The sequence below is a fragment of the Pseudonocardia sp. ICBG601 genome (assembly GCF_020496245.1).
Genome location: NZ_JAHLJA010000274.1, coordinates 24,848 through 46,456, shown reverse-complemented (window position 1 = coordinate 46,456; position 21,609 = coordinate 24,848). Strand labels below are relative to the sequence as shown.

General features: G+C 74.1%; 18 protein-coding genes, 3 tRNA genes and 3 pseudogenes. 11 read left to right on the top strand and 13 right to left on the bottom strand.

The window, feature by feature from the left end:
• Positions 1–132 precede the first annotated feature (132 nt).
• Positions 133–1,161, top strand: coding sequence for a glycosyltransferase family A protein (locus KPL57_RS65320; protein ID WP_226359469.1), 1,029 nt, complete (start codon positions 133–135; stop codon positions 1,159–1,161).
• A gap of 6 nt (positions 1,162–1,167) precedes the next feature.
• Here the strand turns inward: KPL57_RS65320 and KPL57_RS65315 are convergent, their stop codons facing one another.
• From KPL57_RS65315 to KPL57_RS65300, 4 genes are all read right to left on the bottom strand, one after another.
• Positions 1,168–2,121: a class I SAM-dependent methyltransferase gene (locus KPL57_RS65315; RefSeq protein ID WP_226359468.1), complete on the bottom strand. Its 954-nt coding sequence runs from the start codon at positions 2,119–2,121 to the stop codon at positions 1,168–1,170.
• Between the two features lie 62 nt (positions 2,122–2,183).
• Entirely contained in the window at positions 2,184–3,296 is a 1,113-nt protein-coding gene (locus KPL57_RS65310) for a cystathionine gamma-lyase (protein WP_226359467.1), read from the bottom strand.
• A 5-nt stretch (positions 3,297–3,301) separates the two neighbouring features.
• A complete protein-coding gene (locus tag KPL57_RS65305) occupies positions 3,302–4,360 on the bottom strand; it encodes an NAD(P)H-dependent glycerol-3-phosphate dehydrogenase (protein ID WP_060712981.1) in 1,059 nt (352 codons plus the stop codon).
• Positions 4,357–5,076, bottom strand: a complete 720-nt coding sequence (locus KPL57_RS65300) for a 1-acyl-sn-glycerol-3-phosphate acyltransferase (protein ID WP_075310690.1) — start codon at positions 5,074–5,076, stop codon at positions 4,357–4,359. Before KPL57_RS65300 ends, KPL57_RS65305 begins: the two co-directional genes overlap by 4 nt.
• Positions 5,077–5,205: 129 nt before the next feature.
• Between KPL57_RS65300 and cofC the strand changes: the two genes are divergently transcribed.
• The 4 genes and pseudogenes from cofC to KPL57_RS65280 all read left to right on the top strand — a co-directional run bounded on the left by cofC (position 5,206) and on the right by KPL57_RS65280 (position 10,500).
• A complete protein-coding gene (gene cofC / locus KPL57_RS65295; protein WP_308253623.1) occupies positions 5,206–5,943 on the top strand; it encodes a 2-phospho-L-lactate guanylyltransferase in 738 nt (245 codons plus the stop codon).
• A gap of 330 nt (positions 5,944–6,273) precedes the next feature.
• A pseudogene (locus KPL57_RS65290) lies at positions 6,274–8,377 on the top strand (RNA degradosome polyphosphate kinase); the annotation flags it as partial.
• Positions 8,378–8,679: 302 nt separating this feature from the next.
• A complete protein-coding gene (locus KPL57_RS71645; RefSeq protein WP_226359466.1) occupies positions 8,680–9,354 on the top strand; it encodes a histidine phosphatase family protein in 675 nt (224 codons plus the stop codon).
• 819 nt (positions 9,355–10,173) lie between these two features.
• Complete coding sequence (locus tag KPL57_RS65280) at positions 10,174–10,500, top strand: endonuclease domain-containing protein (RefSeq protein ID WP_226359465.1); 327 nt, start codon at positions 10,174–10,176, stop codon at positions 10,498–10,500.
• 224 nt (positions 10,501–10,724) lie between these two features.
• Here the strand turns inward: KPL57_RS65280 and KPL57_RS65275 are convergent, their stop codons facing one another.
• From KPL57_RS65275 to leuC, 3 genes are all read right to left on the bottom strand, one after another.
• Positions 10,725–11,327: an HU family DNA-binding protein gene (locus KPL57_RS65275; protein ID WP_226359464.1), complete on the bottom strand. Its 603-nt coding sequence runs from the start codon at positions 11,325–11,327 to the stop codon at positions 10,725–10,727.
• 138 nt (positions 11,328–11,465) lie between these two features.
• Positions 11,466–12,056: a 3-isopropylmalate dehydratase small subunit gene (gene leuD / locus KPL57_RS65270; protein ID WP_020625107.1), complete on the bottom strand. Its 591-nt coding sequence runs from the start codon at positions 12,054–12,056 to the stop codon at positions 11,466–11,468.
• The gene (leuC, locus tag KPL57_RS65265) at positions 12,056–13,483 is read right to left on the bottom strand and encodes a 3-isopropylmalate dehydratase large subunit (protein WP_226359463.1); all 1,428 of its coding nucleotides are present in this window, start codon (positions 13,481–13,483) and stop codon (positions 12,056–12,058) included. Before leuC ends, leuD begins: the two co-directional genes overlap by 1 nt.
• A 65-nt stretch (positions 13,484–13,548) precedes the next feature.
• Between leuC and KPL57_RS65260 the strand changes: the two genes are divergently transcribed.
• From KPL57_RS65260 to KPL57_RS65240, 5 genes are all read left to right on the top strand, one after another.
• Positions 13,549–14,253: an IclR family transcriptional regulator gene (locus tag KPL57_RS65260; RefSeq protein WP_226359462.1), complete on the top strand. Its 705-nt coding sequence runs from the start codon at positions 13,549–13,551 to the stop codon at positions 14,251–14,253.
• Between the two features lie 134 nt (positions 14,254–14,387).
• Positions 14,388–16,184 carry an Hsp70 family protein gene (locus tag KPL57_RS65255; protein WP_226359461.1) on the top strand — a complete coding sequence of 599 codons (1,797 nt, stop codon included), beginning with the start codon at positions 14,388–14,390 and terminating at the stop codon, positions 16,182–16,184.
• Positions 16,185–16,246: 62 nt separating this feature from the next.
• Complete coding sequence (locus KPL57_RS65250) at positions 16,247–16,687, top strand: MarR family winged helix-turn-helix transcriptional regulator (RefSeq protein WP_043279813.1); 441 nt, start codon at positions 16,247–16,249, stop codon at positions 16,685–16,687.
• Positions 16,684–17,658, top strand: coding sequence for an MFS transporter (locus KPL57_RS65245; RefSeq protein WP_226359460.1), 975 nt, complete (start codon positions 16,684–16,686; stop codon positions 17,656–17,658). Before KPL57_RS65250 ends, KPL57_RS65245 begins: the two co-directional genes overlap by 4 nt.
• 171 nt (positions 17,659–17,829) lie before the next feature.
• Complete coding sequence (locus KPL57_RS65240) at positions 17,830–18,084, top strand: hypothetical protein (protein WP_226359459.1); 255 nt, start codon at positions 17,830–17,832, stop codon at positions 18,082–18,084.
• Between the two features lie 85 nt (positions 18,085–18,169).
• Here the strand turns inward: KPL57_RS65240 and KPL57_RS65235 are convergent.
• The 5 genes from KPL57_RS65235 to KPL57_RS65220 form a co-directional block, all read right to left on the bottom strand.
• Positions 18,170–18,242 (bottom strand) — tRNA-Glu (locus KPL57_RS65235).
• 48 nt (positions 18,243–18,290) lie between these two features.
• Positions 18,291–18,366: transfer RNA gene (locus tag KPL57_RS65230), tRNA-Glu, on the bottom strand.
• 58 nt (positions 18,367–18,424) lie between these two features.
• A tRNA-Gln gene (locus KPL57_RS65225) sits at positions 18,425–18,495 on the bottom strand.
• Between the two features lie 55 nt (positions 18,496–18,550).
• Positions 18,551–19,177, bottom strand: a complete 627-nt coding sequence (locus tag KPL57_RS69145; RefSeq protein WP_264200140.1) for a hypothetical protein — start codon at positions 19,175–19,177, stop codon at positions 18,551–18,553.
• Positions 19,069–20,031, bottom strand: coding sequence for a glutamate--tRNA ligase (locus tag KPL57_RS65220; RefSeq protein WP_264200139.1), 963 nt, complete (start codon positions 20,029–20,031; stop codon positions 19,069–19,071). Before KPL57_RS65220 ends, KPL57_RS69145 begins: the two co-directional genes overlap by 109 nt.
• Positions 20,032–20,084: 53 nt before the next feature.
• On the opposite strand from KPL57_RS65220, the pseudogene KPL57_RS65215 reads away from it, so the two are divergent.
• Positions 20,085–20,463 (top strand): annotated as a pseudogene (locus KPL57_RS65215) (EthD family reductase).
• Positions 20,464–20,507: 44 nt separating this feature from the next.
• Here KPL57_RS65215 and KPL57_RS65210 read toward each other — a convergent pair.
• A pseudogene (locus KPL57_RS65210) lies at positions 20,508–21,546 on the bottom strand (3-isopropylmalate dehydrogenase).
• Positions 21,547–21,609: the final 63 nt, after the last annotated feature.

The window sequence follows — 21,609 nt, the reverse complement described above, 5'->3', positions numbered from 1 at the left end:
CGTACTGCGGTGCATTCGGCCGTTCACCAGGGATCGTTACCGCTCGTGGCGGAGATCGACGACACTGCGGCGTAACGCGGGTGCCACTCCGGGACGACGGTCATCCCAGCGACCCCGACAGAACGGACGAGAATGGGCCACCACCGTCAGGCACGTCCGCGGTTCAGCTTCCTGTCGACCGCCTACCGCACCGAGCACGCGGTGTCGGGGATGATCGGGTCGGTGCAGGCCCAGACCGATCCTGACTGGGAGCTCGTCGTCGTCGACAACGGGATGTCGGACGAGATGGCCCGGATCGTCGGTTCCCACGCCGAGCACGACCCGCGGATCGTGCTCGTCCGCCAGCCCAACCGGGGCGCCGCGGGCGGCATCAACCGCGCCTCGGCCGAGTCCTCGGGCCGGTACGTCACCCTGCTCAACTCCGACGACCGGGTGCTGCCCGAGTTCTGCGCCCGGCTCGGCGACGTGCTCGACTCCCGTCCGGACCTCGCCGCCGTCACCTGCGACGCCTGGTTCACCGACGCCGCCACCGGGGCGCGGCTGCCCGCCTCCTACCTGGAGAACGCCGGGGCGCCGACACCGGACCCGGAGCACGTGCTGACCCTGCCCGAGCTCATCGAGGGGCCGTGCCCGTACTACACCGGGGCGGTGCGCCGGGAGGTGTGGGACGCCCACGGCCACGTCGACGACGCCGGGGTGACCGTCGCGGACCTGCACCTGTTCCTGCGGATCGTCGCGGCGGGCCACCGGATGGTGACGCTGCCCGAGCGGCTCGCGAGCTACACCCAGGCGCCGCAGTCGCTGTCCCGCGGCGGGCCCGCGGTGCTGGCCGTGGAACAGGCCCGGGAACGGGCGGTCCGCGCGGCCGCCGCACGCTCGGACGACCCGGCCGTCGCCGCCGCCCTGGAGCGGGAGCTGCGCCGCAGCCGGCACCGCCGCGGTGTCGTCGGGGCCCGGGTCGCGCTGTTCGAGGGCGATCTCGCGACCGCCCGCGCCCGGGTCCGGGCGGCGTTGCGGGAGCGGACCGACCCGCGGACCCTCGCCGTCGCCGCCGCGGTGCTGCTCGCCCCGGGCGCGACCCGCTGGGCCTACCGCCGCTCCCGGGGCGGGGAGGTCCCGGCGCCGGTCGTCCCGGTGCGGGTCACCGACGCCGCGCGCTGAGCGCGCTCACCCGGTCCGGCGGGCCAGCACGACGAGCTTGTTGCCCCGGCCCATCCGCCGGAACAGCGCCTCCGCCGCGGGCCAGCCGCGCGCGAGCAGCCGGTCCACCGGGCCGGAGCCCTCGGCCCCGTGGTCGAAGGTGGCCTGCATCTTCGCCACCGGCGAGGTCATCCGGTGCACCTCGACGACGGTCACCCCGTGCGGCGCGAGGACCCGTTCCAGGCCCCGCTCGGTGAAGTAGATCTTGTGTTCCCAGTAGTACATGTTCTTGGCCAGGTCGACCCGCCCACCGGTGGCGCGGTGCAGCGCACGCACCAGCGGCCGCACCGGGAACGCGGCGTCCGGGGTCTCCAGCAGCACCCAGCCGCCGGGACGCAGCCGGGACAGCGCGTCGGTGAGGAACGGGCCAGGGTCGGCGACGTGCTCGATCACGTCCCAGAGGGTGACGACGTCGACCTCGGTGTCCTGCGCGGCGAGCTGCTCGGGGGTGAACACCGTCAGCCCGCGGGCGGCCGCGCCGGCCAGCGCGCGCTCGTCGACGTCGGACCCGACAGCGTCCAGCCCGCGGTCCCTCGCCCACGCCAGGAAGTTCCCGATCCCGCAGCCCACGTCGAGCACCCGCCCGCACCGGCCGGCCCGGTCCTCCAGCCGGTCGAACACGGCGGCGTAGCGCTGCTCGTAGCCCACCCGGACGGCGTCGCCCGCGTAGACGTCGAACTTGTAGTCCTCCCAGTACTCCCCCGCCGTCGAGCCGCCGGGGACCGGGTCGCGCAGGAACTCGGTGCCGCAGCCGGTGCAGCGCAGCAGCCGGTACCGCTCCTGGACGACGTGGCGGAGCAGCCGGCCCGGGGCGCCGCAGGCCGGGCAGGCGGCGGCACCGGCCGACCCGGTGCCGGACGTGCGCTCGGCATGGTCGGCGTAGTCGGTGTGACCGGCGTGGTCGGCGCGGTCGGTGGTCATGGACGGCACCTCGTCTCGCGGCGGATCGTGCACCGCTGCGCTCGTGCCGGACCTGCCCGCCGTTACCCCCCGAGGGCGCCGATCACGTCCGCGAGGAGGTCGTCGGTGTCCTCCACCCCGCAGGACAGCCGCACCAGGCCGTCCGGCACCGCGTCGCCCCACCGGGCCCGCCGGTCCGCGGCCGTGCGCAGTCCGCCGAAGCTCGTCGCCGAGTCGACCAGCGTCGCGGCGGCCAGGAAGTCCGAGACGGCGTGGGTGTCGGCCAGGGTGAACCGCAGGATGCCGTTCCAGCGCCGCATCTGGGTCCGAGCGAGCAGGTGCGACGGGTCGTCGGCCAGCCCGGGCCAGCGGACGTCCCGCACGCCGGGGGTCTCCCGCAGCGCGACGGCGAGCGCGCGGGCGTTCTTGGCCTGCCGACCCAGCCGCAGGTCCAGGGTGCCGAGCCCGCGCAGCGCCAGCCAGGTCTCCATCGGCCCGGCGATCGCGCCGCCGCGGGTGCGGAAGGCGCGGACCCGCTCGTGGTGCACCGGGTCGGCGGCGGAGACGTGCCCGAGCAGCAGGTCCCCGTGCCCGGACAGCGCCTTGGTGTCGCTGGCGACGACCAGGTCGGCCCCCAGCGCGAGCGGCTGCTGCCCGAGCGGGGTGCACGTGGTGTTGTCGACGGCGACGACCGCACCGGCCGCGTGCGCAGCGGCGGCGACCGCGGCGACGTCGCAGACCTCCAGGCCGGGGTTCGACGGCGTCTCCAGCATCACCAGCGCGGGCCGGTGCCGGGCGATCGCCGACGCCCAGTCGCCCGCGGTCGCGCAGTAGGCGACCGGCACCCCGAGCGGGGCGAGCTCCTCGTCGGCGAGCAGGCGTGCGACGTAGTAGCCGTCGCTGGGCAGCAGCACGCCGCGCCCGGCGCCGGTGAAGGCGCGCAGGACCGCCGCGACCGCGGCCATCCCGGACGGGAACACCGTGCACGGCCCGCCGTCGAGCTCGCCGACGGCGGCCTCGAACTCCCGCCACGTCGGGTTGTCCGCGCGAGCGTAGAAGTCCGCGCCCTGGTCGGCCTCCTCCGGGCGTCCGAGGTGGTACGTGCTGGTCAGCACCGGTCCGCGATGGATCGGGTCGCCCACGGCGTGGGCGTGCTGCTCCCCGCCGTGCACACAGCGGGTGCCGTCTCCGAGCATGGGGTTCACTCCGGTTTCGGGGCCCGGGAGATCAGTTCCTTGGCCATCTGGTGGGCGGTCATGCCCTCGTGGCAGACCCGGCGGACCGCGTCGGCGATGGGCAGCTCGACCCCGGCGCGCTCGCCGAGCTCGCAGATCGACAGGCAGGACTTCACGCCCTCGGCGACCTGGCCGTGGTTGGCCTTCTCCGCCTCGGCGAGGCTCGCGCCGCGCCCCAGCTGCTCGCCGAAGGTCCGGTTGCGCGACAGCGGGGAGCTGCACGTCGCCACCAGGTCGCCCATGCCGGCCAGGCCGGCGAAGGTCAGCGGCGAGGCGCCGAGCGCCATCCCGAGCCGCGACATCTCGGCCAGCCCGCGGGTGATCAGCGACGCCCGCGAGTTGTCACCCAGCCCCATCCCGGAGGCGACGCCGACGGCGAGCGCGATGACGTTCTTGCCCGCCCCGCCCAGCTCCGCCCCGACGACGTCGGTGTTGGTGTAGGCGCGGAAGTAGCCGGTCGCGCAGGCGGTCTGCAGTGCCACCGCGCGCTCGTGGTCGGAGCAGGCGATGACGGTGGCCGTCGGCTGCTCGTGCGCGATCTCCGCGGCCAGGTTCGGCCCGGACACGACGGCGAGCCGGTCCGCGCCGACACCGGTGACGTCGTCGATGACCTCGGTCATCCGCTTGAGCGTCCCCAGCTCGACACCCTTGGCCAGGCTGGTCAGGGTGACCCCGGCCGGGACCAGGTCACGCCACTGCTCCAGGTTGGCGCGCAGCGACTGCGACGGCACCGCGAGGATCACCGCGTCGACGCCGTCGAGGGCCTCGGCGGCATCGTGGGTGGCGCGCAGTGTGTCCGGCAGCGCGACGTCGGACAGGTAGTCCGGGTTGCGCCGGTCGGCGTTGATCGCCTCGGCGATCTCGCAGCGGCGGGCCCACAGCCGCACGTCCCGGCCGGCGTCGCCGAGGACCTTCGCGAACGCGGTGCCCCAGCTGCCCGCGCCGAGCACGGCGACGCGCTGGATCGAGTGCACCGGCTCGTTGACCGGGCGCTCCCCGAACGACGGGACCCCAGGGACGCTCATCGGCCTGCCTCGCTCTCCGGGCGTCGGCGGTAGAACTCCTCCGGCGCGTCCTCGTCGCGGACCTCGGCGAGCAGCTCCCGCACCCGCCCCATGATCAGGTCGGTGACCTCGCGCAGGACGTGGGCGTCCAGCGGGCGCCCGCGGTAGGCGCTCAGGTCCACCGGGTCCCCCGCGCGCAGCACGACGTCGGTGCGCGGCAGCGGGCGGAACTTCTTCTCGTAGCCGTTCAGGACCTCGCGGGTCCCCCAGTGCACCATCGGGATGACCGGCGCGTCCGAGGCCAGCGCCATCCGCGCGACGCCGGTGCGCGAGCGCATCGGCCACCCGTCGGGGTCCCGGGTGATGGTGCCCTCCGGGTAGATGATGACGATCTTGCCGTCGGCGAGCGCCTGCGTGCCAGCGGCGAGGCTCTGCTGGGCGTCGGCGGAGTCGCGGAACACCGGGATCTGGCCCGAGCCGCGCAGCACCGCGCCGAGCACCGGCACGTTCCACAGGCTGCTCTTGGCCAGGAACCGCGGCACCCGGCCCGCGCTGTGGACGTAGGTGCCGGTGTGGATCGGGTCCAGGTGGGAGATGTGGTTGCCGACCAGCAGCGCACCGCCGCGGGCCGGGAGGTGCTCGCGGCCCTGGTAGCGCGGCCGGCCGGTGAGCCAGCCGATCGAGTAGAAGAACGGGACGGCGAGACCGACCCAGAATCCGCCCTTCTCGCGTGCCACCGGCGGCCTCCTCCTGCCCGCCGCTGCGGCGGGTCGTGGGGTCGTCGCGGATCGGGATGATCCGGATCTGATCCGTGGAGTCTCCCCACAGAGGCCCCACGGTGTCACGCGGGGTGCCAGACTGGGGCTGTGACCCTGCGGGTGGACCTGGTGGTACCGGTGAAGCCGCTGCCCCGCGCGAAGACCCGGTTGCGTGGCGCCGCCGATGGCGGGGTCGGCGATCTCGGCGCGCACCAGCGGCTCGCGCTGGCCCTGGCCCGCGACACGGTGGCCGCCGCCGTCGCCGCGACGGCGGTCCGGCACGTGCTGGTGATCTCCTCGGACCCGGCGGTGGCGGTGGAGGTCGGCGCGCTCGGCGCCGAGGTCGTCACCGACCCCGGGCGCAGGCTCAACGGCGCGCTGCGCCACGGTGCCGCGCTGCTGCGCTCGCGCGACCCGCACGTCGCGCTGGGGGCGCTGCAGGCCGACCTGCCCGCCCTGCGCCCGGCCGAGCTCGACGCCGCCGTCGCCGCGGCCGCCGTGCTGTTCGCCGGCGGCGCGTCCCGCGCCTTCCAGCCCGACGCCCCCGGCGAGGGCACCACGCTGCTGCTGGTCGCCCCGGGGCAGGACCTCGACCCACACTTCGGCCGCGGGTCGGCCGCCCGGCACCGTGCCTCCGGGGCCCGTCCGCTGCCCGGTGACCGTCCCGGTCTGCGCCGCGACGTCGACACCGCCGCCGACCTCGACGACGCCGTCGCCCTCGGGGTGGGGGCGTGGACCCGGGCCGTGGTCGACGCCCGGCACGGACCCCCCGCCGTACCCCGCCCGCCCGGATGTCACCCGCCGGGGGAGGCCGTCGCCCGACGGTGTGGCACACCACGCACGTGACGGTGTGGCACACCACGTACGTGACGTCGTCGGCCGGGGCCGTGTCCCCGTGGACGGTTGCGGAGCGGTACGAAACAATCGTGACGTGAGCGACGACTCGGCGACCCCGGACGGACGGAACGGCACCTCCGCGCACCCGGGCGGCCGTCCCCGGACGGCCGCGCGCCGTGCCCCGCGGCCGGCGTCGCGGCGGTTGCACACCGCGAGCCGCAGCGTCGCCGACCAGGCACCGTCCGCGGAGATCCCGGCCCAGCAGCACGCGCCAGCGGGTCCCGCGGCACCGCCCGCCCCGCCGGCCGCCACGCCGTCGCCGAGCCAGGGGCGGCCCCGATCGCGCCGCCCGCGGGGGCGACCACCCCGGCGTCGACGATGGGCGAGCTGCTCCCCGAGGACCGCTACCTCAACCGCGAACTGTCCTGGCTCGACTTCAACGCCCGCGTGCTGGCCCTGGCCGAGGACTCCAGCCAGCCGCTGCTGGAGCGCGCGAAGTTCCTCGCGATCTTCGCCTCCAACCTCGACGAGTTCTACATGGTCCGGGTCGCGGGCCTGAAGCGCCGCGACGAGACCGGCCTGTCCGTGCGCAGCGCCGACGGCCTCACCCCGCGCCAGCAGCTGGCCCGGATCACCGAGCGGAGCCGCGCGCTGTCGCGGGCGCACGCCGAGGTGTTCATGGACGAGCTGCTCCCCGAGCTCGACGCGGCCGGCATCCACCTGCGCAGCTGGGAGGATCTGACCGACGCCGAGCGCCTGCGCCTGTCGGACTACTTCACCGAGACGGTGTTCCCGGTGCTCACCCCGCTCGCGGTCGACCCGGCGCACCCGTTCCCCTACATCTCCGGGCTGTCGCTGAACCTTGCGGTGACCGTCCGTGACCCGGAGGGCCGGACCGAACGCTTCGCCCGGGTGAAGGTGCCCAACAACGTGCCGCGGCTGGTGTCGGTCGACCCGCCGGACACCGACACCCGCGCCGGGAACCGGCAGTGCACGTTCCTGCCGATCGAGGACCTGATCTCCGCGCACCTCGGTGACCTGTTCACGGGCATGGAGGTCACCGAGGTCCATCCGTTCCGGGTCACCCGCAACGCCGACCTCGAGGTCGAGGAGGACCGCGACGAGGACCTCCTGCAGGCCCTGGAGCGCGAGCTCGCCCGGCGCCGGTTCGGGCCGCCGGTGCGCCTCGAGGTGCTCGACACGATGTCCGAGCACGTGCTGGAGCTGCTGCTGCGCGAGCTCGACGTCGATCCCAACGACGTCGTCACCGTCCCCGGGCTGCTCGACCTCACCAGCCTGTGGCAGGTGCACGGGGTCAACCGCCCCGACCTGAAGGACGAGCCGTTCCGCCCCGCGACGCACCCCGCGTTCGCCGAGCGGGAGACCCCCCGCAGCGTGTTCGCGACGCTGCGCGAGGGCGACGTGCTCGTGCACCACCCCTACGACTCGTTCTCCACCTCGGTGCAGCGCTTCATCGAGCAGGCCGCCGCGGACCCGAACGTGCTCGCGATCAAGCAGACCCTCTACCGCACCTCCGGCGACTCCCCGATCGTCAACGCGCTGATCGACGCCGCCGAGGCGGGCAAGCAGGTCGTCGCCCTGGTGAGATCAAGGCCCGGTTCGACGAGCAGGCCAACATCCGCTGGGCGCGCGAGCTGGAGAAGGCCGGCGTGCACGTCGTCTACGGCCTCGTCGGGCTCAAGACGCACTGCAAGACCTGCCTGGTCGTGCGCCAGGAGGGGTCGGAGATCCGTCGGTACTGCCACATCGGCACCGGCAACTACAACCCGAAGACCGCGCGGCTCTACGAGGACGTCGGCGTGCTCACCGCCGACCCGCCGATCGGCGCGGACCTCACCGACCTGTTCAACTCCCTCACCGGCTACTCGCGGCAGACCTCCTACCGGAGCCTGCTCGTGGCGCCGTACGGGATCCGCCGCGGCATCGTCCGCCGCATCGACGACGAGATCGAGGCGCACCTGTCCGGCGAGGCCGGCGCGCGGGTGCAGATCAAGGCGAACTCGCTCGTCGACGAGGCGACCATCGACGCCTGCTACCGGGCGTCGCAGGCGGGCGTGCCGGTCGACATCGTGGTGCGCGGCATCTGCGCGATCGTCCCCGGGCGGCCGGGGCTCAGCGAGAACATCACGTCCGGTCGATCCTCGGGCCGTTCCTGGAGCACTCCCGGGTGCTGCACTTCGGCTCGGCCGACGAGTACTGGATCGGCTCGGCGGACATGATGCACCGCAACCTGGACCACCGGGTCGAGGTGATGCTGCGGGTCGCCGACCCGAAGCTCGCCGACCAGCTCGGCGCGATGTTCGACTCCTGCCTGGACCCGGCGACGCGCTGCTGGACGCTCGGCCCGGACGGGACCTGGTCGCCGTCCCCCGCGCCGGGATCGGAGAACATCCGGGTCCGCGACCACCAGGTGGAGATGATGAACTCCCGGCGAGGGAAGAGCGAGGGACTGATGCTCTCGCGCAGTTCCGGACCGACGGGGCCGAGGTCGACCCGGCGGGATCGCCGACGTCGTCGCGGCCGGGACGGTGCCGTGGCGCCGCGCGGACGACGGCACCGTCGAGGTGGCCCTGGTCCACCGCCCCCGCTACGACGACTGGTCCTGGCCCAAGGGCCACCAGGACCGGGCGAGGCGCTGACGCTCGACCGCGCGCTGCGCGAGACCGTCGAAGAGGCGCACTGGAGTGCCGCCTCGGCGCGCGGCTCGGCCACACCGCGTACGACGTGCCCGGCAAGGGCCACAAGGTCGTGCACTACTGGGCCGCCGAGGTCGTCCGCGACCCCGGCTTCACCGCCACCGACGAGACCGACGAGCTGCGGTGGCTGCCCCGCGACGAGGCCCCACGCTGCTCAGCCGCCCCGGCCGACGCCGACCTGCTGGACCGGCTCGACCAGGTGGGGCCGCCGTCGTCGACGGTGGTGCTCGTGCGGCACGCCAAGGCGGGCAGCCGGACCGCCTGGGAGGGCGACGACGACCTGCGCCCCCTCTCCGGCACCGGGTTCACCCAGGCCGACCGGCTCGCGGACTTCCTCGCCCGCTTCGGCCCGGACCGGCTCGCGACCGCCCCGCCGCTGCGCTGCGGCCAGACGGTCGAGCCCTACGCACGGGCGTCCGGTGCGGGCGAGCCGGACGTGGAGCCGCTGCTGGGCGAGCACGGCTACTGGGTCTCGCCCGCCGACGGCCTGGCCCGTTTCCGCACTCTCGCGGCCCAGCCCGGCGTGACGCTGCTGTGCAGCCAGGGCGGGGTGATCCCGGACGTCGTCGGGCACCTGCTGGCCGATGCGGGGAGGTCCCCCGATCCCGACCTGCCCTCGCACAAGGCCAGCACCTGGGTCCTGGGCTTCGGCGACGACGGGGCCCTGCTGTCGGCCGACTACTACCGCCGCCCGCCGGCCTGACCCGCCTCGCCGTCCCGCTCCGCCCGCCTCCGGCATCCCCGGTGCCGCGCCACTCGTCGATCAGTACCTGAGTGCTGTTCGGGCCCGGATCGACAACCCTGATGCACTGATCGACGCCGGGACCGGGAGGGCCCTCCTGGCGTCGGGGTGTGCGATCGCGAACGGGCGCACCGGTTCCGGCCCGGCGGACGTGGGCCGAGGTGCAGGGTGCGCGGGTGGAGGAGCCGTTCCGGGGGTCGGACGCCGTCGCGCGCGGGATCGTCACGCCGGGCGGCTGCGCGGGCCACGGTTCGTGCGCCTGTTCCCCGACGTGTACGCGTCCGCCGCGGTCCCCGTGACGCCGGTGCTCCGGGCCCGGGCCGCGTCGATCTACGCCGGGCCGCTCGGGGCGGCGTCGGCCTACTCGGCGGCCGAGATCCTCGGCGCGTCCTGCGGACCGTGGGGTGCTCCGGCCGAGCTCGTCGCGCCACGGCGGATCCGGCCCGCCCGGACCTGCTCGCCCACCAGGGCGTCCCGCTCGAACCGGGCTCTGCGACGGCGTCCGGGTCACCTCGCCCCGCGCCACGGCGTGGGAGCTGTGCCGGCGACTCGAACTCGTCGACGCCGTCGTCGCCCTCGACGCGCTCGCCGCCCGGAGGCGGGACCGGCCGGTGTTCGTCCCGCTGCGGGGCACACCGGCACCCGAGCAGCGGAAGCCGTCCCGGATGCGGACGCCGTGTCCCGGCTTCGACCCCGCCGACCTGCTGGTCCTGCGGTCGCTGTACCCGCATGTGCGGGGCTCGGCCCGGCTGGACCGGGTCGTCGCGCTCGCCGACCCGCGTGCGGAATCCCCGCCCGAGACCCGGCTACGGCTGCTGCTCGTGCTCTCCGGGCTCCCCGGTCCCGCAGGTCCAGTTCCCGCTGTACGACGACCGGGGCCGCCCCTGGGTGCGGTTCGACCTGGCCTACCCCGACGCCCTGCTGGCGATCGAGTACGACGGCGCGGAGCACGACGACCCGCTCGACCGCGTCCGCGACGCCCGCACCGCGGCGCTGGGATGGCAGACCCTGCGGATCACCGCCGACGGCCTCACCCGCAACGCCCGTCGCACCGTCGGGACGGTCCGTGCCCTGCTCGCCCAACGGACCCGCCTCGCGTCCCGCTGACCCGCACCGGCGCCGCGGCCGCACCTCCCCGCTCGGTCGGGCAGCGCCGCGAGGCAGGGGGAGCCGCATGCGACCCCACCGGCCCGGAGCCGCCCGGTTGCCCGCACCCAGCTCGACCCGCCCACACCGCGCGCGCTCGCCGGGCCACCCCGAGCCCAGGGCGCACACCGCCGGAAGCCCGTCGATCAGTACATGAGCGCTGTCCGCACCCGCTCGAACAGCACTCATGTACTGATCGACACGCGCAGGCAGCGCTGGGCGGGCGGGGCGAGGAGCGCGGGGGCGCGGCTACTTCTCCGCGGTGGTCTTCCGTCGGCCGGCTTCTTCTCCGCAGCAGCCCCCTTCTTCGCGGAAGCGGCCGGCTTCTTCTCCGGGGCAGCTGCTGTCCTCGCCGGGGCAGCCGTCTTCTTCGCCGGAGCGGCCGTCTTCTTCCCGGGGGCGGCGCCGCCGGCCGAAGGGGCTCCGCCAGCCGGAACGGCTGCGGCGGCCGGGGCGGCTGCCGGGGCCCGCTCGGCGCGGCGGGGGGCGCTGGTCGCGTTCGCGGCGGCGGCCTCGCTGGCGGCCACCCGCTCCTTGAAGGCCGCACCCGGCCGGAACGACGGCACCACGGTCTCCCCGACGGGCACCGTCTCCCCGGTGCGCGGGTTGCGGGCGGTGCGAGGAGCACGTCGACGCGGCTCGAACACCCCGAACCCGGTCAGGGTGACGGTCTCACCGCGGCCGACCGCGTCCACGATCACCTCGACCATCGCGTCGACGGCCGCCGTGGCGGCACGACGGTCTCCGAGCCGGGCGGTCAGCGCGTCGACGAGCTGAGCCTTGTTCATGGTCACGAAAGGTAGGGCTGCGCCCTGCCGCGCACCAGATCCCGGCGCGAGTCCAGGTCGCATACCCTCCATTGGTACAGGTCCGAACGGGTGATCACCACGACTTCTGTCAGGTCATGGTGACCACCCGTGTTCGGTTCAGGCCAGAGTGCGTGGCATCCGGGCGGGCCGGGTTCCCTCGAACGCGGTGATGTCGGCCTCGTGCCGCAGCGTGAGTCCGATGTCGTCGAGGCCCTCGCGCAGCCGCCACCGGGCGTAGTCGTCGATCTCGAACGGCACGGTCAGGTCGCCGGCCTGCACGGTCTTCTCGCCGAGGTCGACGGTGACCTGCGTGCCGGGCTCGTTCTCCAGCTTCTTCCAGAGCAGCTCGACGTCGGGCTGGGCGACCTGGGCCGCCACCAGACCGGCCTTCGCCGAGTTGCCGCGGAAGATGTCGGCGAACCGCGAGGAGATGACGACCCGGAAGCCGTAGTCCATCAGCGCCCAGACGGCGTGCTCGCGCGAGGACCCGGTGCCGAAGTCCGGTCCGGCGACGAGGACCGACCCGCGGGCGTAGGGCTCGGTGTTGAGCACGAACGACGGGTCCTGGCGCCAGGCCGAGAACAGGCCGTCCTCGAAGCCGGTGCGGGTGACCCGCTTGAGGTAGACCGCCGGGATGATCTGGTCGGTGTCCACGTTGGACAGGCGCAGCGGCACGCCGATCCCGGTGTGGGTCTCGAACTTCTCCATCAGTCCAGGTCCTCCGGGCTGCTCAGGGTGCCGCGCACGGCGGTCGCGGCCGCGACGAGCGGCGACACCAGGTGGGTACGACCGCCCTTGCCCTGCCGCCCCTCGAAGTTGCGGTTCGAGGTCGACGCACAGCGCTCGCCGGGCGCGAGCTGGTCGGGGTTCATCCCCAGACACATCGAGCAGCCCGCCGAGCGCCACTCCGCGCCGGCGTCGAGGAAGACCTTGTCCAGCCCCTCCTCCTCGGCCTGGAAGCGGACCCGCATCGACCCCGGGACGACGAGCATCCGCACGCCCTTCGCGACCGTGCGCCCGTTCAGCACATCGGCCACCGAGCGGAGGTCCTCGATCCGGCCGTTGGTGCAGGACCCGACGAAGACCGCGCCGACCGGCACCTCGCGCAGCGGGGTCCCGCCGGTCAGGCCCATGTAGGACAGCGCCTTCTCCACCGCGGCGCGCTCGCCGTCGTCGGTGATGGCGGCCGGGTCCGGCACCGACTCGCCCAGCGGCAGGCCCTGCCCGGGGTTGGTGCCCCAGGTGACGAACGGGGTGAGCTCGTCGGCGTCGATGTGCACGACCCGGTCGAACTCCGCGCCGTCGTCGGTGCGCAGGGTGCGCCAGTCGGCCACCGCGGCGTCCCAGTCGTCGCCGGCGGGGGCGTGCTCGCGGCCCTTCAGGTAGGCGAAGGTCGTCTCGTCGGGGGCGATCATGCCCGCGCGGGCACCGGCCTCGATCGACATGTTGCAGATCGTCATCCGGGCCTCCATCGAGAGGTTCTCGATGACGTTGCCCCGGTACTCCAGCACGTGGCCCTGCCCACCGCCGGTGTCGATCTTCGCGATCACCGCGAGGATGACGTCCTTGGAGGTGACGCCCGGACGCAGCGTGCCGTCGGAGCTGGTCACCTCGATCGCCATCGTGCGGAACGGCTTGAGCGGCAGCGTCTGGGTGGCGAGCACGTGCTCGACCTCGGAGGTGCCGATGCCGAAGGCCATCGCGCCGAACGCGCCGTGGGTGGAGGTGTGGGAGTCACCGCAGACCACCGTGGTGCCCGGCTGGGTCAGACCCAGCTGCGGGCCGACCACGTGCACGATCCCCTGCTCGGGGTCGTTCATCGGGTGCAGCCGGACACCGAACTCCGCGCAGTTGCGCCGTAGGGTCTCCACCTGGACCCGCGACACCTCGTCCGCGATCGGGGCGAGCACGTCGAGGGTGGGGACGTTGTGGTCCTCGGTCGCGATGGTGAGGTCCGGGCGCCGGACCGGGCGGCCGGCGAGCCGGAGCCCGTCGAACGCCTGCGGACTCGTGACCTCGTGCACCAGGTGCAGGTCGATGTAGAGCAGGTCGGGCTCGTCACCCTCGCCCTTGCGGACGAGGTGCCGGTCCCAGACCTTCTCGGCCAGCGTGCGCGGCTTGTCTGCGGTGGTCACCCCCGCCTCCCTCTGTGATCTGATCGCGGTGGACTTCCCAGATCGCGGGAAGTTAGTATCGGAACGTGGGACAGTCTAGCGGGATCGGCGTGCTCGACAAGGCCGTGGGGGTTCTCCGGGCGACGGCGGAGGGGCCGTGCGGCCTGGCGGAGCTCTGCGAGCGCACCGGGCTGCCCCGGGCGACGGCACACCGGCTCGCCGTCGGCCTGGAGGCACACGGGATGCTGCTGCGCACCCCGGACGGGCGCTGGCACCCCGGCCCCACCCTCGGCCAGCTCGCCGGCGGGCGGCCGGACCCGCTGCTCGACGCCGCGGCCGCGGTCCTGCCCCGGCTGCGCGACATCACCGGCGAGAGCGTGCAGCTCTACCGACGCGACGGGATCCACCGGATCTGCATCGCGCACGCCGAGCCGCCGTCCGGGCTGCGCGACACCGTGCCCGTCGGCTCTCGGCTGCCGATGACCGCGGGCTCGGGGGCCAAGGTGCTCGCCGCCTGGTGCGACCCGGTCACCCAGCGCCTGATCCTCGCCGACGCCAGCTTCTCCGAACGCGTCCTCATCGATGTCCGCCGCCGCGGCTGGGCACAGAGCGTCGCCGAACGGGAGGCCGGTGTGGCGTCGGTGTCGGCCCCGGTGCGCGACGCGGCGGGCCAGGTCGTCGCCGCGGTCTCGGTGTCGGGACCGGTGGACCGGATCGGGCGCCGGCCGGGGGTCCGCTGGGCCGCCGACCTGCTGGCCGCCGCGGACGCCCTGCAGCACCGGCTCGTCTAGGGGGCGCCCCCTGCCGGGCCGCACCCCCTGCCACGTCCCGAGTCGGTCGAGGTCGCGGTTCCGGGCTCCACTACCGTGTGGTGGTCCGGCACCGGGCCGGACCCTTCGGACATGGTCGGCACACCGGGGAGACGATGGGTTACCTGCTGGGCATCGACGTCGGCACCACTCGGACGGCGGCCGCGGTCATCCACGCCGACACCGTCGAGATGGTCACGCTCGGTGACCACTCGGTCGACATCCCGTCCGTGGTCTACGTGGCACCGGACGGCGGGCTGCTGTTCGGCGATGCCGCCGAACGCCGTGCCCTGACCGAACCGGACCGCGTCGCACGCGAGTTCAAGCGGCGCATCGGCGACCCGACGCCGATCCCGCTGGGCGAGCAGTCCTTCGCCCCCGAGCAGCTGTCCGCGCTGCTGGCCGAGCACGTCGTCGACGTCGTCGCACGCACCGAGGGCGGCGCCCCCGACCGCATCGCGGTGACCCACCCGGCGGCCTGGGGCATGCACAAGTGCGACCTGTTCGCCGCTGCCCTGGCCGAGCGCGGCCTGACCGTCACCTTCCTCACCGAGCCACAGGCCGCCGCCCTGCACTACGCGACGAACGAGCGGGTCGAGCCCGGCGCGACGGTCGCCGTCTACGACCTCGGCGGTGGGACGTTCGACGCCGCCGTCGTCCGCAAGGAGGCCGCGGGCGGCGGGTTCACCCTGCTCGGCAGGCCCGAGGGTGTCGAGCAGCTGGGTGGCGCCGACTTCGACCAGGCCGTCGTCGACCACGTGCGCGACGCCGTCCCGGCCGCCTTCGAGGGACTCGACGAGACCGACCCGAACGCCCTGTCCGCGATGGCCCGGCTGCGCCGCGACTGCCGCGAGGCCAAGGAGGCCCTGTCGGCCGACACCGAGGTCTCGATCCCGGTGTGGCTCGGCGAGGTCCGCACGACGGTGCGCCTGCACCGCAGCGACTTCGAGGAGCGCATCCGGCCCCGCCTGGAGGAGTCGGTCGAGGCGTTGCAGCGCGCGATCGCCTCGGCCGGGCTGGCCGCCTCCGGGCCGTCGGTGGTGCTGCTCGTCGGCGGGTCCTCGCGCGTCCCGCTGGTCGCCGAGCTGGTCTCCACCGGCCTCGGACGTCCCGTACAGGTCGACGCGGACCCGAAGAACACCATCGCGAAGGGCGCCGTCGTCGCGCTCGGGCCGCCCGACCCCGTGCCCGGCACCGGCTCGGGCGGGTTCGGTGCGGTGCCCGGCACCGGCTCGGGCGGATTCGGCGCGGTGTCGACGGCCAGCGGTCTTGCGCTGGCCCCCGACCCCGGCCCGCTGCCCTGGGAGAACCCGGACCCGGTCACCGACCGGATGCCGACCGGCGGCACGACCCAGCTCGACGGCGACCGCACCGCCTACCTGGACAGCGCCCGCGCCGACCCGCCCACCGACCGCCTCCCCGTCGTCCCTCCGGTGGGCTACGACCAGACCGCCGTGCACGGCTACGGCGGGTACGGCGGCTACGACGACGGCGAGACCACCATCGCCCCCGGGCCAGCACCCGTCCGCCGCTCCCCCGCGCTGCTCATCGGCGCCGGCGGGGTCGTCGCGGCGCTGGCCGTGCTGGGCACGGTGTTCTTCTGGCCGCAGGACCGCACGATCAGCAACGCGACGCCCGAGCTGCCGGCGATCCCGACGACGACCCAGGCCCCGCCCCCGACGACCGTCGATCACGAGCCGGTGCGACAGCCGGAACGGACCCGGGAGCGGCCGACCGAGGCCGTCCCGACGACGACCGACGCGCCGATCCCCGAGCCGCCGCCGGTCGTCATCACCACGACGTCCGCTCCGCCTCCGTCGAGCTCGTCGTCCTCGTCGTCCTCTGCACCGCCCCCGCCGAGCAGCTCGACGCCGAACCCGCCGGAGGGGAACCCGGTCCCGCCGGGAACCTGATCCCACCGACAGATCGACAGTCTGGGCTGATGAATCCGGACTGTCGACCTATCGTGGGTTGCATGTCGCAACCACCTACGGGGACCGCCGCCTCCACTGCCCGCGCGGTCCGGATCGGCGTCGGCCGGCTGCGCCGCCGTATGCGTGAGCACTACGACCGCGACCAGCTGACGGCGTCGCAGATCGCGCTGCTCGGCCGCCTCGACCGCGGTGGCCCCAGCACCGCCGCCGCACTCGCCGCCGCCGAGGGCGTCCGCCCGCAGTCGGTCGCGATGTCGATCGCCGCCCTAGAGGAGCGGGGCATGGTCGAGCGCCGCCCGGATCCGTCCGACGGGCGCCGGCAGATCGTCTCGGCCACCGACCTCGGCCGGCGGTTCACCGCCGACGCCCGGTCCGCCGGCGAGGACTGGCTCGCCGGGGCGCTCGCCGACCGGCTCAGCGCCGACGAGCTGCGCACCGTCGACGAGGCCATGCGGCTGCTGGAACGGGTGACCGAGCGATGACGCCGCGCCGGGGCCGCCGTACCGGGCCGTCCACGTTCGACCGCCGGCTGCTCCTCCCCATGATCGGCGGGGCCGTGCTGAACCCGGTGAACTCGTCGCTGATCGCGGTCGCGCTGGTGCCGATCGGGCTCGCCCTCGGGGCCCCCGCGACCGAGACCGCCTGGCTGGTGTCCGGGCTCTACCTCGCGACCGCGGTCGGCCAGCCCGTCACCGGACGCCTGGTCGACCTGTACGGGCCGCGGCCGCTCTACCTGGCCGGCGCCGTGCTGGTCGGTGTCGGCGGGGCCCTCGGAGCGCTCGCCCCGGACATCTGGTGGCTGGTCGCGGCGCGGGTCGTCATCGGGCTCGGGACGTGTGCGGGCTACCCGGCGGCGATGGCACTGATCCGCGGCGAGGCCGACCGCACCGGCACCGACAGCCCGGAGGGCGTGCTGACGGTGCTCTCGATCGCGACGTCGACGATCGCCGTCGTCGGGCCGAGCCTGGGAGGTCTGCTCCTCGGGGTCTCGGGCTGGCGGGGCGGTGTTCGTGGTGAACATCCCGCTGGCCCTGCTGTGCCTGGTGCTCGGTGCGCTGCGGCTCCCCCGTACCCGGGTCGCCCACCGGGGCGTGCGGGCCGCGCTGCGCCGGGTCGACCCGCCGGGCATCGCGCTGTTCGCGGTCACCACCGTCGCGCTGCTGCTCGCCCTGCTGCACCCCGACGCCGGCGCGGTCGCCCCCGCACTGGTGGCCGTCGCCGCCGGGGCGGGCTGGTGGTGCGCGAACTGCGGACCCCCGAGCCGTTCCTGGACCTGCGGGTGCTCGGCGGGAACCTGCCGCTGCTGCTGACGTTCGTCCGGGCGCTGCTCACCGCGACCGTCTCCTACTGCGTGCTCTACGGCTTCACCCAGTGGCTGGAGCAGGGCCGCGGGCTCACCCCCGCGACGGCCGGGCTGGTCCTGCTGCCGATCTTCGTCACCGGGATCGGGTGACCGCGCTGACCGGAGGCGGCGCGCGATCCGGGGCAAGCTGCTCGTCGGCGGGGTGGCGCAGGTGCTGCTCGCCGCCCTGCTGTTCGCCCCTCGGGCCGGCCAGCCCTGTCTGGGTCATCGTCGTGGGTCGCGCTGCTCGCCGGGCTGCCGCAGGGCCTGAACAACCTCGCCGTGCAGAACGCGGTCTACCGGCAGGCCGACCCGGAGCGGGTCGCCTCCTCGGCCGGGCTGATGCGCACCTTCTTCTACCTGGGCGCCATCGCCGCCTCGGCCGCGGGCGGGATCGCCTTCGGCGGCAGCACGGCGGGCGACGGCCTCCCCGTCCTCGCCGCGGTGATGCTCGTCGCCTCGACGCTGTTCGTCCTGCTCACCCTCGCCGACCGTTCACTGGCCCGGCTCGCCGGGCCGGAAGGAGCACCCTCGTGACCGACCGACCGGCTTCCCGGGCTGCTCGACGCGCCCGACCCGGACACGACGAAGGCCCCGCTCCGGAGAGCGGGCCTTCGTGGAGTAGTCCCGACGGGATTTGAACCCGCGCTACCGCCTTGAGAGGGCGGCGTCCTAGGCCGCTAGACGACGGGACCAGGACAGTCGGCTCGGTCTCGATTGCGGACCCCTGCGCATGGAGTCCGTGGTAGTCCCGACGGGATTTGAACCCGCGCTACCGCCTTGAGAGGGCGGCGTCCTAGGCCGCTAGACGACGGAACCTTGGACGAGACCGTGCCGATTGTCAGAAATCGTCATTCCGAAGAAGTCGCGATTTCCGCTGGGTACCAGGACTCGAACCTAGACTAACTGAACCAGAATCAGTCGTGCTGCCAATTACACCATACCCCATCGAAAAGCGGGCCTCGTTCCGGAGCGAGGCCCGCTCTCCGTTGATGTCAGTACTCTAACCCATGCTCCGGGAGCGTCGGACACCGGCCCCCAGGCGGGCGAGCGACCGCTCGCGGCCCAGCAGCTCCATGCTCTCGTAGAGCGGGGGGGACACCGTGCGGCCGCTGATCGCGACGCGGACGGGGGCGAACGCCTTCCGCGGCTTTGAGCTCCAGACCGTCCACGAGCGAGGTCTTGAGCGACTCCTCGATCGCGGGGGCCGACCCACTCCGGCAGGTCCGCGAGCCCGGCGACCGCGGCCTCCAGCACCGGGGCCGCGTCGGAGCCCGAGGTTCTTCGCCGCGGCGTCGTCGTCGGGGGTGAAGGCCTCCTCGTCGCGGAAGAGGAAGGCCAGCATCCGGGCCGCGTCGGACAGGACCTGGCTCCGCTCCTGCACCAGCGGCGCGGCGGCGGCGAGCACCGAGCGGTCGGGGTCGGTGATCCCCTCGGCCGCGAGGTAGGGCACGACCCGCTCGGCGAAGTCGTCGGGGGTGAGCAGGCGCAGGTGCGCGGCGTTGATTGCCTCGGCCTTCTTCAGGTCGAAGCGGGCGGCGTTGCTCGACACCCGGGACACGTCGAAGGCGGCGACCATCTCGTCGAGGGAGAACACGTCGCGGTCCTCGGCGATCGACCAGCCGAGCAACGCGAGGTAGTTGAGCAGCCCCTCCGGTACGAACCCGCGGTCGCGGTAGTGGAACAGTTCGACTGCGGGTCCCGCTTGGACAGCTTGCGGCTGCCCTCACCGGTGACCAGCGGGAGGTGGGCATAGGTGAAGGGGCCGTGACCGATGCCGACCCGGGCCAGCGCCTCCAGCAGCGCGATCTGCCGCGGGGTGGACGCCAGCAGGTCCTCCCCGCGCAGGACGTGCGTGATCTCCATCAGCGCGTCGTCGACCGGGTTGGTCAGCGGGTACAGCGGCGTGCCGTCACCACGGGCCAACACGAAGTCGGGCACCTGCCCGGCCTTGAACGTGATCTCGCCGCGGACGAGGTCGGTGAAGGTGATGTCGTGGTCGGGCATGCGCAGCCGGTAGACCGGCGCCCGGCCCTCGGCACGGAAGGCGGCGCGCTGCTCGTCGGTGAGGTCGCGGTCGGCGTTGTCGTAGCCGAGCTTCGGGTCGCGGCCCGCGGCGCGGTGCCGGGCCTCGATCTCCTCGGCGCTGGAGAAGGACTCGTAGACCTCCCCGCCGTCGATCAGCCGGCGCAGGGCGTCGGCGTAGACCTCGCCGCGCTCGCTCTGCCGGTACGGCCCGTGCGGACCGCCCTTCTCGACGCCCTCGTCCCAGTCGAGGCCGAGCCACTCCAGCGCGTCGAGCAGGGACCGGTAGGACTCGTCGGAGTCACGGGAGGCGTCGGTGTCCTCGATCCGGAACACCAGCGCCCCACCGTGGTGACGAGCGTGGGCCCAGTTGAACAGGGCGGTGCGGATGAGACCGACGTGCGGGGTACCCGTGGGCGACGGGGAGAACCGCACCCGGACCTGGGCTGGAGTACTCATGGTCGGTCCAGCGTATCGACCCCGTCCGGAGGGGTGGTGCACGCGGGCGCCGGATGGGCCAGGGTGGGGGTTGCCGCGGCGCAGCGAGGCGCCGCACGACGACCCCTCAGGAGGGAACACCCGTGTTCCAGCTGACCGCCCTGTACAACCACCCCGAGGACGCCGCCGCGTTCGACAAGCACTACGACGAGGTGCACGCCCCGCTGGCGAAGAAGATCCCCGGCGTGGCCCGGGTCACCGTCTCCCGTCCGGTCCCGGGGGCCGGACGGCGCGCAGCCGCCGTACCACCTCGTGGCGGTCCTGGAGTTCCCGGACGCCTCGGCGTTCCAGGCCGGGATGGGCGGCCCCGAGGGCCAGGCCGCCGTCGCCGACCTCGACAACTTCGCCGGGGCCGGGGTGACCCTGCTGACCGGGCCGTCGAACCAGGTCTGAGCCGGTGGGTGGCCGCCGCGACCCGGCGGCCACCCGTTACCGCGTCAGTTGGTGGCGACCTCGCGGCTCGACACGAGCGCGGCGAGCCGGTCCCCGATCGACGACGTGTTGCCGGTCGCCGCGTGGTCCCGGTGGCCAGGTCGAACGCGACCGCGGCCTCGATGCGGCGGGCCGAGTCGCGGTCGCCCATGTGGTCGAGCAGCAGCGCGACCGACAGCACGGCGGCCGTCGGGTCGGCGATGCCCTGGCCCGCGATGTCCGGGGCCGAGCCGTGCACCGGCTCGAACATCGCCGGGGGGTGCGGCTGGCGTCGATGTTGCCGCTCGCCGCGAGGCCGATGCCGCCGGTGACCGCCGCCGCCAGGTCGGTGAGGATGTCGCCGAACAGGTTGTCGGTGACGATCACGTCGTACCGGCCCGGGTCGGTGACCAGGTGGATCGTGGTCGAGTCGACGTGCTGGTAGGCCACCGACACCTCGGGGTACTCCAGCGACACCTCCTCGACGATCCGCGACCACAGTGCGCCGGCGAAGGTGAGGACGTTGGTCTTGTGGACCAGCGTCAGGTGCTTCTTCGGCCGCCGCTGGGCGCGGGCGAACGCGTCGCGCACCACCCGGGTCGATGCCGAACGCGGTGTTCTGGCTGACCTCGGTCGCGATCTCGTGCGGGGTGTCCTTGCGGAGCAGGCCGCCGGTACCGACGTACGGGCCCTCGGTCCCCTCGCGCACGACCACCAGGTCGATCTCCGGTTGCCGGCCAGCGGGCCGCGCACCCCCGGGTAGAGCCGCGCGGGGCGCAGGTTCACGTGGTGGTCCAGCTCGAAGCGCAGGCGCAGGAGCAGGCCGCGCTCGAGGATGCCGCTGGGCACCGACGGGTCGCCGACCGCGCCCAGCAGGATCGCGTCGTGCTGCTTGATCTCGGTCAGCACCGTCTCCGGGAGCAGCTCGCCCGTGGAGTGCCAGCGGGCGGCACCGAGGTCGTACTCGGTCGTCTCCACGTCGCGGGCGACCTCGCCCAGGACCTTGAGTGCCTCGTTGATCACTTCCGGGCCGATGCCGTCACCGGGGATGACCGCAAGGCGCATGACCTCGTCCTCTCGTCGTACTGCTGGCCGCACGCTACCGCCTGCCGACGCAGGGTCATCGTT

Bases quoted from the DNA above. Each gene is read 5' to 3' on its own strand.
- KPL57_RS65245 (WP_226359460.1), top strand. From the start codon at position 16,684: ATGACGCCGCGCCGGGGCCGCCGTACCGGGCCGTCCACGTTCGACCGC.
- KPL57_RS65250 (WP_043279813.1), top strand. From the start codon at position 16,247: ATGTCGCAACCACCTACGGGGACCGCCGCCTCCACTGCCCGCGCGGTC.
- KPL57_RS65275 (WP_226359464.1), bottom strand. From the start codon at position 11,327: ATGAACAAGGCTCAGCTCGTCGACGCGCTGACCGCCCGGCTCGGAGAC.
- KPL57_RS65310 (WP_226359467.1), bottom strand. From the start codon at position 3,296: ATGCTCGGAGACGGCACCCGCTGTGTGCACGGCGGGGAGCAGCACGCC.
- KPL57_RS65315 (WP_226359468.1), bottom strand. From the start codon at position 2,121: ATGACCACCGACCGCGCCGACCACGCCGGTCACACCGACTACGCCGAC.
- KPL57_RS65255 (WP_226359461.1), top strand. From the start codon at position 14,388: ATGGGTTACCTGCTGGGCATCGACGTCGGCACCACTCGGACGGCGGCC.
- KPL57_RS65220 (WP_264200139.1), bottom strand. From the start codon at position 20,031: ATGAGTACTCCAGCCCAGGTCCGGGTGCGGTTCTCCCCGTCGCCCACG.
- leuD (WP_020625107.1), bottom strand. From the start codon at position 12,056: ATGGAGAAGTTCGAGACCCACACCGGGATCGGCGTGCCGCTGCGCCTG.
- KPL57_RS65305 (WP_060712981.1), bottom strand. From the start codon at position 4,360: ATGAGCGTCCCTGGGGTCCCGTCGTTCGGGGAGCGCCCGGTCAACGAG.
- KPL57_RS65320 (WP_226359469.1), top strand. From the start codon at position 133: ATGGGCCACCACCGTCAGGCACGTCCGCGGTTCAGCTTCCTGTCGACC.